Below are 13,911 nucleotides of genomic sequence, written 5' to 3'. Positions count from 1 at the left end.
CACCCCCCACCGCCGTACCCCGGTAGTCTCACCCCCGTGCTGCTGCCCGATCTGCCCGCCTCGCGCACCGAGCCGGACGGCTCCGCCGTCGTCCGGCTGCTCAGCTACAACATCCGCTCCATGCGCGACGACACCGCCGCCCTCGCCCGCGTGATCCGCGCCTGCGCCCCCGACGTCGTCTGCATCCAGGAAGCTCCCCGCTTCTTCCGCTGGCGCAAGAAGGCCGCCCGGCTCGCCCGCGCCACCGGCCTGCTGTACGTCACCGGCGGCGCCACCAGCGCCGGGCCCATGCTCCTCGCCGGTCTGCGCGCCCACGTGGAGCGCACCGACGAGACCCTGCTGCCCCGCACCCGCGGCCTGCACCAGCGGGGTCTGGCGACGGCGGTGCTGCGGTTCGGCGATGCCCGGCTGGCCGTCGTCAGCACGCATCTGAGCCTCGCCAAGGCCGAGCGCTACGAGCAGGCCGGGCTGGTGCTCGCGCACGTGCGCGCCCTCGGCGAGCCGCACGTCGCGGTCGCCGGGGACCTCAACGAGCGCCCCAAGGGCCCGGCGTTCCGCCGGCTCGCCGCCGAACTGCAGGACGGCTGGGTCGTCAGCCCCTGGGGCGGGCGGCACACCTCCACCGCGCTCAACCCGCGCAAGCGCATCGACGCCGTGCTCGCGGCCGATGCGGTCGAGGTGCTGGGCTGCGGCGTCCCGGAGGGCCTGCCGGGCCTCTCTTCGGCCGACCTCCGCGTCGCCACCGACCACCTCCCGGTCCTGGCGGTGCTCCGCGTCCCCGCGCCGGACGGGACCGCGGACCCCGGACGCTGAGGTGAGTACCGGATCCGAGGGCCGGACCGTCGTCGGCTCGCGGCCGGTGGAACGCCGGCATCCGGGGCTGTGACACTCCTTGACCGCCGTCACCCGCCGCCGTACTGTCCGTCCCGCAGCGCTTTGGTAAGCGCTTGCCGCACGCTTGCGCGAAGCCGTTGCCGCCCCCCGCAACCCCGGCGTCACGTGTGATGGGGCCAACAGGAGCGTGAATCATGCCCAGCGATCTGGACCGAAGGCACCTGCTCAGACTCACCGCCGGCACCGCGGTGGCGAGCGCCGCGCTCGCCGGGTCCGCCCGCGCCGCGGTCGCCCCGGCGCCGGCGACCGCCGCTCCGGGGCGCCCGGCGGCCCGCTACAGCACCGCGGACTACCCGGTCAGCATGAACCTCTTCTGCTTCAACCAGAACATCCAGTCCTGGATCAAGAACCGCGCCAACGGCGCGCCCCAGCTCAGCACGATGGCGGCCGTCGACTGGGCCGCGCAGGCCGGGTTCGACGCGGTGGACATCACGGCGTACTACATCCCGGGGTACGAGACCCACACCATGCCCTCGCGCCCGGCCGAGGAGATCACCGCCTTCGCGACCGGGCTGCGCGAGCGGTGCGAGCGGCTGGGCCTGCCCATCACCGGGACCGGTGTCTTCAACGACTTCGCCGACCCGTCGCGCCGTGAACTCGACATCCTGCGCACCCGGTTCTGGATCGACGTCGCCCGGGCGATGGGAGCGCCCGCCATCCGCGTGTTCTCCGGCGTCGTGCCCGCGGACCTCGACGCCGCCGGCGGCTGGGAGACGGTCACCCGCGCCCGGATCGTGCCGGCGCTCCGCGAGATCGCGGAGTACGCGGCGCCCAAGGGCGTCAGGATCCTGCTGCAGAACCACGGCGACATGACCGCCACCGCCGAGCAGACCATCCGGACCATCGAGTGGACCGGGCACGAGAATGTCTCCATCATCAACGACACCGGGTACTTCCGGCCGTTCCGCGCGCCGACCGGCGACGGCTACGACTGGTACCGCGACATCGCCGCATGCCTGCCGTACTCGGACAGCATCCAGGTCAAGCGCCTGCCCGCCGGGGCGGACTCCGCCGGCCCGCCGATGGACTACGAGCGGCTGTTCACCGCGCTGCGGCTCAGCGGCTGGGAGCACGCGGTGCCGGTCGAGCGGCTGTGGGCCAAGGACGCGCCGGACAACCCGAGTAAGCAGCCGACGCCGCCGTTCGACCAGGTGGCCGCGCTCCTCGCCGACGTGCGCGCCGGTCTGGCCGCCACGAAGCAATCGCCCTTCCGCGCACTGCGCGAGCACCTGCGCGACCTCCACCGCGAGCGGGCGGTGGGCCTGCGCTCGTGGCTGCGGCTCTCCGGGCTGCTCAAAACGGCCGAGCTGGACTACCTGCAGGGCTCCCCGGCGGACGCGCGGCAGGCACTCGACCAGGCCCTGGGCCTGCTGGCCGCGGCGACCGATGTGGTTCCGGCCGCGCGGGAGTCGCTGGTGCGCGAGGTGGGGGCGCTGCGGACCGTCTGGGGCGACGTGTACGGCTGAACCGGCTACGGCCGCTTCCTGACCTCCTTCACCACGGTGCAGTGGTTCCGTTACGGGGCCGGGGTGTCCCCGGGGCCGGCTAGACGACCGCGCCGCCGCCCGGCGGCTCGTCGTCATCGTCGCCGCCGGGGCGCATCCGCGCGACGAGCGTGGCGAAGCCGCCGAGGAAGCCGCCGATGCCCAGCACCGAGGCCCACCAGGTCATCGGCTGCTGGAAGATGAGCATCCCCAGCAGGAGCAGCGGGCCGCCGAGGACCGCGAGCCAGGCGAACTTGGTCGTCGTGTCGGCCTTCGGCAGCGGCGGCGGCTCGGGCGGGACGAAGTGGCCCTCGTCGGTCTCGTCGAGGTCGTCGTCCGACGCCTCGGCGGCCTCCCAGTCGCGCGGTCCCGTACCGGCGGAGAAGACGATGAAGCTCGCGCCGTCACCGCCCCCGGGGCCGCCGCTCTTGGCGCCGTCCCCGGGGCCGCCGTCCTCGTCCGGGTCCGCCGGGCCCTCCGCGGTGGCGACACCGCCGCCCGCGTCCGCCGGGCCGTCCGCCGGGCCGTCCGCCGCGCCGCCCGCCGGGCCCTCGCCCTCGGCCGCCGCGCGCGCCGCCCGCTCGTGCGGCGGCTCCACGGAGTCCTCGTCGAACGCCGCGACGATCTCCGCCCACGCGGCCTCCTCGTCCAGCGGCGCGCCGCCCGACCCCGTCGGCTCCGCGCCCGCCGGCTCCGTCTCCGCGGGCCCGTCGCCCTGCTGCGGGTCCTCCCGGTCCGGGTTACGCTCCGCCACGGGCCCGGGCCTCCTTCCGCTGCTCGCTGCCGTCGGCCGGCGGGGTGAGCCGGTCGATGAAGTCGTCGGTGGCCGTGAAGATCCGTTCCGCGTCGTGGTCGAGCGTGGCGACGTGGTAGCTGTCCTCCAGCACGGTCTCCGTGACGTCACGGGACGAGACCCGGCCGAGGATACGGGCCGAGTCCACCGGCGAGACGACGTGGTCGACGCGGCTGTGCAGCACCAGCAGCGGCTGCGTCACCTGGGGCAGCTCGCCGTCGACGCGGGCGAGAAGCTGCCGCAGCGAGTGCGCGGCGTGCAGCGGCACGCGGTCGTAGCCGGTCTCGGCGGCGCCCTCCTTGGCGATGTCGTCGATCACGCCCGGCGAGCTCCGTACCAGGAAGCGGGCCGCGGGCAGGGCCTTCGGCAGCACCCCGTGCAGCTTGTTCAGCGGGTTGACCACGACCACGCCGGCGACCGCGTCGCCGTGCAGGGCGGCGAGCCGCAGCATCAGCGTGCCGCCCATGGACAGCCCGCACAGGAAGACGCGCGCGCACTGTTCCGACAGCTCGCGCAGCTCCCGGTCCACCGTCGCGTACCAGTCCTGCCAGCGGGTCACCTGGAGGTCCTGCCAGCGCGTGCCGTGCCCGGGCAGCAGCGGCATGGAGACCGTCAGCCCGCGGGCGGCGAGATGCTCGGCCCATGGCCGTACGGACTGGGGGGAGCCGGTGAAGCCGTGGCAGACCAGCACCCCGGTCTCGCCACCCGGCTGGCGGAACGGCTCGGCTCCGGGAAGGACCGGCATGGCGGGACTCCGATCGTGTCAGGCGGGCGGCGGATACGTGCCTGGCGCTGCCCTTGAGCGTACTGCCCCGTACGGACGGACGGCCCCCCGCGGACACCCGGCGGGCGCTCCGCGCCGCCCGGGGACGGGGCCCGCGCCCCCGGATACCGCTCTCCCACCAGGAGCGCTATGGTCACACGAGCGGATCGCAGGAGGCCCCGGTTGTTCTACAGCGCGATGAAGATGTCTCTCGGCAACAGCCTGAGGCTCGTCTTCCGTCCCTGGGTGGAGGGCATGGAGAACGTGCCCGAGACCGGTGCCGCGATCCTCGCGAGCAACCATCTGTCCTTCTCCGACTCGTTCTTCCTGCCCTCGATGCTGCACCGGAAGGTCACCTTCATCGCGAAGGCGGAGTACTTCACCACCCCGGGCGTGAAGGGCCGGCTGACGGCGGCGTTCTTCAAGGGCGTCGGGCAGTTGCCCGTCGACCGCTCCGGCAGCCGCGGCGCCGGCGAGGCGGCGATCAAGAGCGGCCTTGAGGTCCTGGAGCGCGGCGAGCTGTTCGGCATCTACCCCGAGGGCACGCGCTCGCCCGACGGCCGCCTCTACCGCGGCAAGCCCGGCGGGCTCGGCCGGCTGGCGCTGCTCAGCGGGGCGCCGGTGCTGCCGGTGGCGATGATCGACACGGAGAAGATCCAGCCGCCGGGTCAGGTGGTGCCGAAGGTCATGCGGCCCGGCATCCGGATCGGCAAGCCGCTGGACTTCACGCGCTACCAGGGCATGGAGCACGACAGGTTCATCCTGCGTTCGGTGACCGACGAGGTCATGTACGAGATCATGAAGCTCTCCGGCCAGGAGTACGTGGACGAGTACGCGACGGCGGCCAAGCGGCGGATGGCGGACGAGGCCAAGCGGCGCAAGGCGGAGGAGAAGGCCGACGGCGGCTCCGGTGCCGGCGGGCGGCAGGACGCCGCCTAGCGCGGCGGTCCGCGTGCGGGAGGGAGAGTCGGGGCGATGGCCGGGCAGAGCAAGCGGCGGATGTCGGTGGAGCAGCCGCTGTGGCAGGCGCTGACGTACTTCCGGGTGCTGACGCTCGCGTACGCGGTGGCGCAGTTCGTACCCCGTCACGACGACGTCGCGCGGCCGGCGTTGGGCTGGGCGTACTTCGCGGTCCTCACGCTGTGGACGCTGGTCACCTTCCGCCGGGTCTCGTCGGCGGAGCGCTGCACGTACCCCTTCCTCGCGGCGGACATCACGCTCACGCTGACCGGCATCCTGCTGACGATCCCGGTGGAGACGCCGGCCCGCATCGACGACGGCGCGACCACGCTGCCGTCGATCTGGGCGGCGGGCTCGGTGCTGGGCTTCGCGGTCAAGGGCGGCTGGCGCTGGGGTGCGGCGTCGTCGGCGGCGGTGGGGCTGTCGAACATCGTGCAGCGCGGCGAGGTCGTGCAGGACAACTTCCACAACATCGTGCTGCTGATGGTCGCGTCGACGGCGATCGGCTACATCGTGGAGGTCGCGCGGACCAGTGAGCGGACGCTGGCCCGGGCGCTGCAGATCGAGGCGGCGACGCGGGAGCGGGAGCGGCTGGCGCGCGACATCCACGACAGCGTGCTGCAGGTGCTGGCGCTGGTACAGCGCCGCGGGGCGGCGATCGGCGGCGAGGCGAAGGAACTGGGGCGGCTGGCGGGCGAGCAGGAGGCGGCGCTGCGGACGCTGGTGATGGGCGCGACGCTGCCGGGGCAGCGGACGGCGCCGGCGGCGGAACGTACCGCCGGTCCGGCGGGCGGTGGTCCGGCGGACGGAGGTCCGGAGGGCGACGGTCCGAAGGGGGAGGCGGGGGAGATGTCCCTGCGGCTGCTCCTCCTGTCGCTGGGCGGCCCGAGCGTCTCCGTCGCGGAGCCGGGCACGCCGGTGGCGCTGCCGGCGCACGCGGCCCGGGAGTTGGCGGCGGCGGTGGCGGCGGCGCTGGACAACGTACGGGCGCACGTGGGCCCGGAGGCGCGGGCGTGGGTGCTGCTGGAGGAGGAGCCGGACGGCACGGTGGTGGTGACCGTACGGGACGAGGGCCCCGGCATCCCGCGGGGCCGCCTGGCGGCGGCGGAGGCGGAAGGCCGCCTGGGGGTGGCCCAGTCCATCCGCGGCCGCCTGCGGGACCTGGGAGGCACGGCGGAGTGGGTCTCGACCCCGGGCCAGGGCACGGAAGTAGAACTCCGCCTCCCCCCACACAAGGCCCCCCTCCCCGGATGACCCGAAGGCGGCGAGGGCAGGCGATTCCCACTTTCGAGTACGACCCCGCCCGCCGCCTCTCGCCGCGGGCGAAGCCGCGGCGCGCACCCGACGCCCCCGCCCGGCGCCGCAACAGAACTCGGGCGCACACCTCCGCCCCCTGCCCACCCCGGCTCCCGCCGAAGGCGGTGCCGTACCGGTCCCGCCCGACGCTCCGCCGCACCCTCGTCCGCACGTCCCCGCGGGAGGCGTGACGTGTCCATTCCCGCGCCCGCCCGCACGCCTTCACCTGCTCCGCCGCGCCGTCATCCGTACGTCCCCGCGGGAGGCGATACGTGCCGAGACGAGATACATGCGCCACCATGGTTCCCGGACGGTGTCCGTCCGGTAGTGGCAGGGAGGGAGTCGAGGTGGGCGGAGAAGGCAGCGGTGGGGTCCGGGTGATGGTCGTCGACGACCACCCCATGTGGCGTGATGCCGTGGCCCGGGATCTGGCGGCCGCCGGGTTCGACGTGGTGGCCACCGCCGGGGACGGGCCGCAGGCCGTACGGCGGGCACGGGCCGTCGTACCGGACGTGCTCGTGCTGGACCTCAACCTGCCCGGGCTGCCCGGCGTGCAGGTCTGCCAGGAGGTCCTCGGTGCCCAGCCCGGCGTGCGGGTGCTCGTGCTCTCCGCCAGCGGCGAGCACGCCGACGTCCTCGAAGCCGTCAAGTCCGGCGCCACCGGCTACCTCGTGAAGTCCGCCAGCACCGAGGAGTTGACCGACGCCGTCCACCGGACCGCCCAGGGCGACCCGGTGTTCACCCCCGGCCTCGCCGGCCTCGTGCTCGGCGAGTACCGCCGGCTCGCCGGCGAGCCCGTCGCCGAGAACGCCGACGAGCCCGAGGTGCCCAAGCTCACCGACCGCGAGACCGAGGTGCTGCGCCTCGTCGCCAAGGGGCTCTCGTACAAGCAGATCGCCGAACGCCTCGTCATCTCCCACCGCACGGTCCAGAACCACGTGCAGAACACCCTCGGCAAGCTCCAGCTCCACAACCGCGTCGAGCTCGTCCGCTACGCCATCGAGCGCGGCCTCGACGACGACTGAGACGGCGAGGCGACGACCGAGCCCGCCACCCTCATACCCTCCCGGTCCCCCCTCCGGGTGAAGTCCGCCCCCTAATTGACAGGTTGGTGCGTGAATCCCGCTCGCTCCGTGTCGTGTGAGGTGGATCACCGTTAGCGTTGCTGCAGCGGGGTCACGACCGTCAGAAGGGAAACCTGTGATGCGGGTAGGAGTACTGACCGGTGGCGGTGACTGCCCCGGGCTCAACGCGGTCATCCGGGCCGTCGTCCGCAAGGGTGTCCAGGAGTACGGGTACGAGTTCACCGGCTTCCGGGACGGCTGGCGCGGACCGCTGGAGGCCGACACCGTCACCCTGGACATCCCCGCCGTCCGCGGCATCCTGCCGCGCGGCGGAACGATCCTCGGGTCGTCGCGCACCAACCCCCTGAAGGTCGAGGGGGGCATCAAGCGCATCAAGGAGAACATGGCGAAGCTGGAGGTGGACTCCCTCATCGCCATCGGGGGCGAGGACACCCTCGGCGTCGCCCAGCGGCTCGCCGACGAGTACGGCATCAAGGTCATCGGCGTCCCGAAGACCATCGACAACGACCTCTCCGCCACCGACTACACCTTCGGCTTCGACACCGCGGTCAACATCGCGACCGAGGCCATCGACCGGCTGCACACCACGGCCGAGTCCCACATGCGCGTCCTCGTCGTCGAGGTGATGGGACGGCACGCCGGCTGGATCGCCCTGCACTCCGGGCTCGCCGGCGGCGCGAACGTGATCCTCATCCCCGAGCAGCGCTTCGACGTCGAGAAGGTCTGCGGCTGGGTGACCTCCCGCTTCAAGGCCAGTTACGCGCCGATCGTGTGCGTGGCGGAGGGCGCGATGCCGAAGGACGGCGACATGGTGCTCAAGGACGAGTCCCTGGACGCCTTCGGCCACGTCCGGCTGTCCGGCGTCGGCGAGTGGCTGGCGAAGGAGATCGAGCGGCGCACGGGCAAGGAGGCCCGCACGACGGTCCTGGGGCACGTGCAGCGCGGCGGTACGCCCAGCGCGTACGACCGCTGGCTCGCCAGCCGCTTCGGGCTGCACGCGATCGAGGCCGTGCACGACGAGGACTGGGGCAAGATGGTCGCCCTCCAGGGCACGGACGTGGTGCGGGTGCCGCTCTCCGCCGCCACGGCGCGGATCAAGACCGTGGACCCGAAGCTGTACGAGGAGGTCGGCGTCTTCTTCGGCTGAGCGGCGGTACGGGCCGGCGGCGGCCCGCTCCGCGCACGCCGCCGGCCCGCACCCTCAGCCCCGTACCAGCACCGCCGCCAGCAACTGCCGCACCAGCCGGTCGCCGTCCAGCGTCAGCACCGACTCCGGATGGAACTGCACCCCGGCGAAGCCGGGCCCGCGCAGGGCGTGCACGTCGCCGCTGCGCGGGTCGCGGCTCAGCTCGACGCCGCGCGCCGCCGCCAGCGCGGCCGCGGCGGCGTCGTCGCAGCGCGCGGTGTACGTGCTGTAGAAGCCGGCCGTCTCCGGCCGGCCGAAGAAGTCGATCTCCTCCTGCGCCCCCTGGTACGGCACGTCCTTGCGGACCAGGGGCAACCCCAGCTCGGCGGCGAGGAGTTCGTGGCCCAGGCAGACGCCGAGCAGGCCGTGCCCGTGTCCTGCCAGCAGTTCGCCGGCCAGCCCGCGCAGGAAGCGCATCTTCGGGTCCGCGGTGTCCGCCGGGTCGCCGGGGCCCGGCCCGAGCACGACGGGGCCCTCGTGCGCCAGCGCCGCGTCCCGTACGCCGGGCGCGTCGAAGCGGCGTACGTCCACCTCCGCGCCCGACGCCCGCAGGACGTGGGCGAGCATCGCGGTGAACGTGTCCTCGCCGTCGACCACCAGCACCCGCCCGGGCACCGGTCCCGCCCCTCCCGCGGCCGGCTCCCGCACCCGCTGCATGCGCAGCCAGAACGGCGACAGGTGCGTCCTGCGGGCCGCCAGCGCCGCCTGCACCTCCGGGTCCGCCGCGAAGCGCGGCCCGGCCCCGCCCGCCGGCCGCGGGGGCGCGGGCCGTACGCCGAGCGCGGCGAGCACCCCGGCGGCCTTGGCGTGGGTCTCGGCGACCTCGTCGGCCGGCCGGGAGCCGCGGACCAGCGTGGCGCCCACGGGGACCCGCAGCAGGCCGTCCGCGCCGATGTCGGCGGTGCGGATGAGGATGGGGGAGTCCAGGGTCTGCGCGCCGCCGGCGTCGCGGCCGAGGAGGGCGAGGGCGCCGGCGTAGTAGCCGCGGCCGCCCGCCTCGTAGCGCTCGATGACGCGGCAGGCGTTCTGCACGGGCGAGCCGGTCACGGTCGCGGCGAACATCGTCTCGCGCAGCACGTCGCGCGCGTCGAGCGCGGTGCGCCCGCGCAGCTCGTACTCGGTGTGCGCCAGGTGCGCCATCTCCTTCAGCCGCGGCCCGACGACCACCCCGCCCTCCCGTGCGACCGTGCACATCATCTTCAGCTCCTCGTCGACGACCATGGAGAGCTCCTCGATCTCCTTGGCGTCGTGCAGGAACGCCAGCAGGCCGCTTCTGTCGGGGCCGCCGGGCGGGTAGCGGTACGTGCCGCTGATGGGGTTCATCACGACGGTGCCGCCGGTCATCCGCACGTGCACCTCGGGGCTGGCGCCGACGAGGGTGCGCACGCCCGGGCGGTGCACGACGAAGGTCCAGTACGCGCCCTGCTCGCCGGCCAGCAGCCGGCGGAAGAGGGCGAGGGCGTCGGCGGCGCCGAAGCCGTCGACGCGGCCCTCGTAGGTGCGCCGGATGACGAAGTTGGCGCCCTCGCCGGTGCCGATCTCGTCGGCGAGTACGCGGCCGACGATGCCCGCGTACTCCTCGTCCGGCACGTCGAAGCCGCCGCCCTCGACGCGGACGCCGTGCGCGGGCAGGGCGTCGAGCAGGGCGGCGGCGGGCAGCTCGTGGACCTCGTCGGGGACGAGCACGGCCAGCGGCGTGCCGTCGTCGCGGACGTCGAAGCCGCGCTCGCGGATCTGCCGGTACGGCACGAGCGCGAGCGCCCCGGCGGCACCGGGCGCCGCGCTGCCGGGGATGTCCGCGAGCCGGTCCACCTCGTGGACGGCACCGAGGAGGACCTCGACGGGCGCGTCGGGGCGGCCCGGGGTGCGGCGGCGGAGGACGGCGAACGGCGGGGCGCCGTCGGCCAGCAGCCGGCGGACCAGGGCGGCGGCGTCCGGGGCGGCGTCCGGAGCCGTGTCCTGGGCGGTATCCGGGGCGGCGGCTCCGGGCTCGCCGTCCCCGTCCTCCGGCCGGTCCTGCGGGCGTGACCTGGGGGGATGCTGCACGGGTCGTTCCTTCCTGCGACGGAGGGACCGACCCGCGGAAACACCGAAGGCCGCCCCTCGGGCGGCCTTCGCGGAGTCTTCGTGGGTACGCGCGATCAGGTGGCCGCCGGTCGGACGGGCCACCACCAGGTGCGGACATCGAGCGCGTACATGGCGGAAACCATAGCCCACCGCGGCGCGTCCAACCGCTCACTGTCTGCTCCGTCTCATCTGTCGGTCACCGGCCGGGACCGTGCGGGCGAACCCGTAATCTTGGATCCGTGACTGTCAACGCCGAACCCGCCACGAGCGCCGCCGGTATCCCCCAGACCTGGCGCGACCTGCCCGCGGCGCAGCAGCCCGACTGGCCGGACCCCGCGGCTCTGCGCGACGTGACCGCCGAGCTGCAGTCGTATCCGCCGCTGGTCTTCGCCGGCGAGTGCGACCAACTGCGTGATCAACTGGGCGCCGTCGCCCGGGGCGAGGCTTTCCTGCTCCAGGGCGGTGACTGCGCGGAGGCGTTCGACGCGGTCTCGGCCGAGCACATCAGGAACAAGCTGAAGACGCTGCTCCAGATGAGCGCCGTGCTCACGTACGCCGCGTCCGTCCCGGTCGTCAAGGTCGGCCGGATCGCCGGGCAGTACTCCAAGCCCCGCTCCAAGCCCACCGAGACCCGCGACGGCATCACCCTGCCCGTCTACCGGGGCGACTCCGTCAACGGCTTCGAGTTCACCCCCGAATCCCGCACGCCGGACCCGCAGCGGCTGAAGCGGATGTACCACGCCTCGGCGGCCACGCTGAACCTGGTGCGTGCCTTCACCACCGGCGGCTACGCCCACCTGCGCCAGGTGCACGCCTGGAACCAGGACTTCGTCCGCTCCTCGCCCTCCGGCCAGCGGTACGAGGCGCTGGCGCGCGAGATCGACCGGGCGATGAGCTTCATGCACGCCTGCGGCGTGGACCCGGAGGAGTTCAAGACCGTCGAGTTCTTTTCCTCGCACGAGGCACTGATCCTCGACTACGAGTCGGCGCTGACCCGCACCGATTCGCGCACCGGCGAGCTGTACGACGTCTCGGGGCACATGGTCTGGATCGGCGAGCGCACCCGGCAGCTCGACCACGCGCACATCGAGTTCGCCTCGCGGATCAGCAACCCCATCGGGGTCAAGCTGGGCCCGACGACCACCCCGGAGGAGGCGCTCGCGCTGATCGACCGCCTCGACCCGGAGCGGATCCCGGGCCGGCTGACCTTTGTCACCCGGATGGGCGCCGACAAGGTGCGTGACCGGCTGCCCGCGCTGGTGGAGAAGGTCACGGCGTCAGGCGCCCAGGTCGCGTGGGTCTCCGACCCGATGCACGGCAACACCTTCGAGGCCGCCTCCGGCCACAAGACGCGCCGCTTCGACGACGTGCTGGACGAGGTCAAGGGCTTCTTCGAGGTCCACAAGGCGCTCGGCACCCACCCCGGCGGCATCCACGTGGAGCTGACCGGCGACGACGTGACCGAGTGCGTGGGCGGCGGGGACGAGATCTTCGTGGACGACCTGCACCAGCGCTACGAGACGGCCTGCGACCCGCGGCTCAACCGCAGCCAGTCGCTCGACCTGGCATTCCTGGTCGCCGAGATGTACCGGGACCAGTGAGCGGTCCCGCCGTGACGTAACGCAGGTCACGGCAGGGCGGCTCTTTCACGGCACCCCCGCGCCGGGTAAGGTTAGGGTTACCTAATCGTCCCGGCCCGGGGGTTCCGCGTGTTCGTGTGCTCGTGCTTCGGCATCACCGAGGAGCAGGTGCGCGCGCACGCCTCGGCCGGGCGCTGCACCCCCCGCCAGATCGCCTCGGAGTGCAAGGCGGGCACGGACTGCGGCTCGTGCGTGCGCCGGATCCAGGCGCTGCTCGGCCGCGGCGCGGGCTGCGCCCGCCGGGAGCTGCTGGAGGGCAGGCAGCCGGCCGACGAGAGCGCCGCGCCGGTGGCGGCCGGAAGCCGGATGGCCGCCGGGAGCCAGGTGACCTCGGAGAACGCGGTCACGGCCGACGCCCCGGCCACCGTCGACGCCGAGGTCACCGTCGATGCCGCGGTCGCCCTCGAAGCCGCCGCGGAGGCCGCGGCCGACGCCGGCGCCGCGCTGGTGCGCGAGGCCGCCTGACCCCGGTCCGTACCCGGAGGGCTCAGTCCGGCTGCTCGATCTGCTGCGCGATGTAGAGCGCCTCGCCGAGCTTCTCGATCAGGTCGAGCTGGGTGTCGAGGTAGTCGATGTGGTGCTCCTCGTCCTCCAGGATCGCCTCGAAGATGTTCGCGGACGTGATGTCGCTCTTGGCGCGCATCAGCTCGATCCCGCGGCGCAGCCGGTCGATCGCCTCCACCTCGATCTGCCGGTCGGCCTGGAACATCTCGGTGACCGTCTGCCCGACCCGGACGTGGAAGAGCCGCTGGTAGTTCGGCAGCCCCTCCAGCAGCAGAATGCGGTCCGTCAGGATCTCCGCGTGCTTCATCTCGTCGAACGACTCGGACCGGGTGTACTTCGCCAGCTTCGTCCAGCCGAAGTTCTCCTGCATCTTCGCGTGCAGGAAGTACTGATTGATCGCCGTCAGCTCGGCCGTGAGCTGCTCGTTCAGGAATTCCAGCACCTCGGGGTCGCCCTGCATAACCGGGACTCCTCTCCGCGTGGGTCGGGCAGGTCAGGGCGCATCCTCGCACCCGGGGGCCGGACGATCCAGTAAGTGCAGGCTTATCCGGGTTGCCCTCGTCCTGGCCGGGCCGCCCCCGGTCATGACCATGCGCAAGCGTCTGCCACCATGGGGTCATGGGTCAGTCGGAGCGCCACGAGGGGGACCTGCCTCCTGGCCAGCGGCTGCAGCGCGGCTGGCCCGTGACGCACTACGGCCCGGTGCCGCGGTTCAAGCCCGACCGCTGGGAGTTCCAGGTCTTCGGGGCCACGGCGAACGGCGCGAAGCGCTCCCTCACGCACGACGAGTTCACGGCCCTGCCGTACGCGACCGTGGTCGGCGACCTGCATTGCGTGACGAAGTTCAGCATGCTCGGCGCCGAGTGGGGCGGGGTGCTGGCCCGTACGCTGCTGGCGCTCGCGCCGCCCGCGCCGGAGGTCACGCACGTGATGGTGTGGGCGGAGTACGGCTTCAGCTCCAACCTGCGGCTGGCCGACTTCGCCGACGAGCGGACGATCTTCGCCACGCACAAGGACGGCGAGCCGCTGACCGCCGAGCACGGCTTCCCGGTCCGGCTCGTGGTGCCGCACCTGTACGCGTGGAAGGGCCCCAAGTGGGTGCGTGGCGTCGAGTACATGACGGCCGACCGCCGCGGTTTCTGGGAGGAGCGCGGCTACCACAACGTCGGCGACCCGTGGCGCGAGCAGCGCTATTCGTACCAGGAAGAGCCGGGCGACGGCCCGGACCTCTAGCCCCAC

The 13,911-nt window shown here is 73.4% G+C and carries 13 protein-coding genes; 9 read left to right on the top strand and 4 right to left on the bottom strand.

Features of this window, described 5'->3' with window-relative positions; all coding sequences use genetic code 11:
* The first annotated feature begins 36 nt into the window (after positions 1–36).
* Both OG946_RS08015 and OG946_RS08010 read left to right on the top strand, forming a co-directional pair.
* On the top strand, positions 37–813 hold the full coding sequence (locus OG946_RS08015; protein ID WP_326795437.1) for an endonuclease/exonuclease/phosphatase family protein: 777 nt from the start codon (positions 37–39) through the stop codon (positions 811–813).
* A 215-nt stretch (positions 814–1,028) separates the two neighbouring features.
* A complete protein-coding gene (locus OG946_RS08010) occupies positions 1,029–2,360 on the top strand; it encodes a sugar phosphate isomerase/epimerase family protein (RefSeq protein WP_326795436.1) in 1,332 nt (443 codons plus the stop codon).
* A 79-nt stretch (positions 2,361–2,439) separates the two neighbouring features.
* Here the strand turns inward: OG946_RS08010 and OG946_RS08005 are convergent, their stop codons facing one another.
* Together OG946_RS08005 and OG946_RS08000 are read right to left on the bottom strand one after the other, a co-directional pair.
* A complete protein-coding gene (locus OG946_RS08005) occupies positions 2,440–3,132 on the bottom strand; it encodes a hypothetical protein (protein WP_326795435.1) in 693 nt (230 codons plus the stop codon).
* Complete coding sequence (locus tag OG946_RS08000) at positions 3,119–3,916, bottom strand: alpha/beta hydrolase (RefSeq protein ID WP_326795434.1); 798 nt, start codon at positions 3,914–3,916, stop codon at positions 3,119–3,121. Before OG946_RS08000 ends, OG946_RS08005 begins: the two co-directional genes overlap by 14 nt.
* 201 nt (positions 3,917–4,117) lie before the next feature.
* On the opposite strand from OG946_RS08000, the gene OG946_RS07995 reads away from it, so the two are divergent.
* From OG946_RS07995 to OG946_RS07980, 4 genes are all read left to right on the top strand, one after another.
* A complete protein-coding gene (locus OG946_RS07995; RefSeq protein ID WP_326795433.1) occupies positions 4,118–4,873 on the top strand; it encodes a lysophospholipid acyltransferase family protein in 756 nt (251 codons plus the stop codon).
* Between the two features lie 36 nt (positions 4,874–4,909).
* Positions 4,910–6,148 (top strand): MacS family sensor histidine kinase, encoded by a 1,239-nt coding sequence (gene macS, locus OG946_RS07990; protein WP_326795432.1) that lies wholly within the window; start codon positions 4,910–4,912, stop codon positions 6,146–6,148.
* 422 nt (positions 6,149–6,570) lie between these two features.
* The gene (locus tag OG946_RS07985) at positions 6,571–7,215 is read left to right on the top strand and encodes a response regulator transcription factor (RefSeq protein ID WP_326800183.1); all 645 of its coding nucleotides are present in this window, start codon (positions 6,571–6,573) and stop codon (positions 7,213–7,215) included.
* 178 nt (positions 7,216–7,393) lie between these two features.
* Complete coding sequence (locus tag OG946_RS07980; protein WP_047015301.1) at positions 7,394–8,422, top strand: 6-phosphofructokinase; 1,029 nt, start codon at positions 7,394–7,396, stop codon at positions 8,420–8,422.
* Positions 8,423–8,476: 54 nt separating this feature from the next.
* On the opposite strand, the gene OG946_RS07975 is transcribed toward OG946_RS07980, so the two are convergent.
* Positions 8,477–10,384 carry an anthranilate synthase family protein gene (locus OG946_RS07975; protein WP_326800182.1) on the bottom strand — a complete coding sequence of 636 codons (1,908 nt, stop codon included), beginning with the start codon at positions 10,382–10,384 and terminating at the stop codon, positions 8,477–8,479.
* 383 nt (positions 10,385–10,767) lie between these two features.
* Here OG946_RS07975 and OG946_RS07970 point away from each other — a divergent pair, with 383 nt between their 5' ends.
* Entirely contained in the window at positions 10,768–12,129 is a 1,362-nt protein-coding gene (locus OG946_RS07970; protein WP_326795431.1) for a class II 3-deoxy-7-phosphoheptulonate synthase, read from the top strand.
* Between the two features lie 108 nt (positions 12,130–12,237).
* Positions 12,238–12,633, top strand: coding sequence for a (2Fe-2S)-binding protein (locus OG946_RS36030; protein WP_442814288.1), 396 nt, complete (start codon positions 12,238–12,240; stop codon positions 12,631–12,633).
* Between the two features lie 22 nt (positions 12,634–12,655).
* Here the strand turns inward: OG946_RS36030 and bfr are convergent, their stop codons facing one another.
* Positions 12,656–13,132 (bottom strand): bacterioferritin, encoded by a 477-nt coding sequence (gene bfr, locus OG946_RS07960; protein ID WP_101424999.1) that lies wholly within the window; start codon positions 13,130–13,132, stop codon positions 12,656–12,658.
* 158 nt (positions 13,133–13,290) lie between these two features.
* Between bfr and OG946_RS07955 the strand changes: the two genes are divergently transcribed.
* Complete coding sequence (locus tag OG946_RS07955) at positions 13,291–13,905, top strand: sulfite oxidase-like oxidoreductase (protein ID WP_326795430.1); 615 nt, start codon at positions 13,291–13,293, stop codon at positions 13,903–13,905.
* Positions 13,906–13,911: the final 6 nt, after the last annotated feature.

Origin of the sequence: Streptomyces sp. NBC_01808, from assembly GCF_035917395.1 — a bacterium.
Taxonomy (GTDB): Bacteria; Actinomycetota; Actinomycetes; order Streptomycetales; family Streptomycetaceae; genus Streptomyces.
The sequence above is the reverse complement of the archived record's forward strand: the minus strand, read 5'-3'. Positions and strand labels throughout refer to the sequence as shown.